Raw genomic sequence first — 1845 nt, 5'->3', positions numbered from 1 at the left:
TCTCTCTATACTTTCTTATATATTTTGCACAAAAGAACCAGTATTTAAGCCCTATGTGCAATTGGTTAATAAGTTACAAACAATGATAAGCATTAAATAATGGGCGAAAACCATGTCATTTCAGGTACAATGCATATGTGTTTCCAGTCAGAAGGGTGCACGAAAGATAACGTCATCCTTTTTATGAAGGCGAATCTGTGTCCCATTCTTCCCTATGGCTGCTAACCTCTCATGTCTAACAGGATCTTTCTCCCGTAGGAGTGTCCTAAATTCCTTCGTCCAGCCTACCCATAGTGGGGTGCCGCTTTTGCTCCTATCCAGGGTCATGCCCTATAATGTATGTCTTAGCGGCTTCGCTCTGCTTTTTCATTGATAGAGAGCACTCCTGTAATCCAGCACCAATTGAACTCTTGGCGGACGTTGTCTGGTACAGTATGTGCTGTTTAGTCAGGCTGCCTCTGGTCTGATGATGTCCCTTCGGAACTTTTCTTCATCAAAGTCACAACCTGTCTGTAGTATTACGTAGAACACTCTGATAGCTTTACATGCAACCGCTATCTTTGCCTGCATTCCTCCAAGAGGATTTCGTGTTCTGTTCCTGTAATAAAGGAACACATCTTGAAACGCAGGATTCCAGCTCATCAGTGCACGCGCTGATTCATACATTGTTCTTCGTAACTTTCTTCTGCCCCTCTTACTGATTCTTGGCTGTCCTTTTTTCTTTCCAGAGCTCTTTTTGACTATCTCTAGCCCTGCAAGCTTCTGTATCTGCTTTGGGTCAGTGAAACGTCCGATATCACCAACCTCAGCTATAAAGCCAATCACAGTACTCATCCCTACTCCTTTAATGGCGAGCAGTTTCTCCACATTTGGAACCTCTTTTATTTTTTCCTCTAGGTATTCATCAAGTCTTTTGAGCTGTTCTGCCTTAAGTATGTAGTCATTCACAAGAACCCAAATCTCAAGTCTTGCAGCCTCACCAGCTTCTAAACCTACACTTTCCTGTGCGGCTTCTACCAGGGTCTGAGCCCTCTTTAATCCTGCCGCACGCACTTTTGCATCACGCCATATTTGATTGATTCCACCTGCTCCGATTTTAAGGATATCCTGAGGAAGTGGTGCGCTCTTTAAAAGCATAAGTCCACTTGTTGAATCCCAATCGGAATAACAATCCAGATACTCGGGAAAGAATTTTTGTAACCATCCTTGTATCTGATTAGACAGACGTACATGCTGCTTCATGATCTGGTCTCTGCATACAGAGGCTTCTCTGATCTCTGCATATACACCTTCCGGTAGATAAGAAGTTGAATATCTTCCTTCTTTAACCAGCATAGCGATTGTTTTAGGATCCTTTAGGTCACTTTTTTCCGGGCTGTTATCATCCAGTTCTTTGCTTCTGTTTACAGTAAATGGATTTACTGTTACAAGCTTTACATCATGATCCTGTAAGAACTTCTGAAACGTAAGCCAGTAGCAACCAGTAGGCTCGCAGCCGACAATGACCTTCTTCATATCGGTCTTATTCATGAGTTCCTCAATCCATCGAAGGAATGTAAGGAATCCCATTCGGTCGTTACTAAACTTAAACACTCTTCTGGATAGCTCAAATCCCCTCCAGTCAAACGCTCTACAGAAATGTGTCTGTGATCCAACATCAACCCCAACAATCAGTGTATCTGCAGTTACTTGCTTAAGTCTGTCATTCTGTGTAAAATTCATTTTGAGAAACCTCCGGTTAGCATAAGATGTTTTTTCATCCGCCAAGATGAACACCTTTATCTTACTTAGAGGTTTCTTTTTATTCAATTGGCGTTATTTCTGAATTACAGGAATGCTCCTATC

Annotated in this window: 1 protein-coding gene; it reads right to left on the bottom strand. The window is 42.2% G+C overall.

Going from position 1 to position 1845, the window contains the following annotated elements; genetic code table 11:
• Positions 1 to 447: 447 nt before the first annotated feature.
• Positions 448 to 1722 (bottom strand): IS110 family transposase, encoded by a 1275-nt coding sequence (locus G596_RS0120235; RefSeq protein WP_022763601.1) that lies wholly within the window; start codon positions 1720 to 1722, stop codon positions 448 to 450.
• Positions 1723 to 1845: the final 123 nt, after the last annotated feature.

Source organism: Butyrivibrio sp. AD3002, assembly GCF_000420905.1.
Classification (GTDB): domain Bacteria; phylum Bacillota; class Clostridia; order Lachnospirales; family Lachnospiraceae; genus Butyrivibrio.
This window is presented reverse-complemented; position numbering and strand designations above follow the sequence as displayed.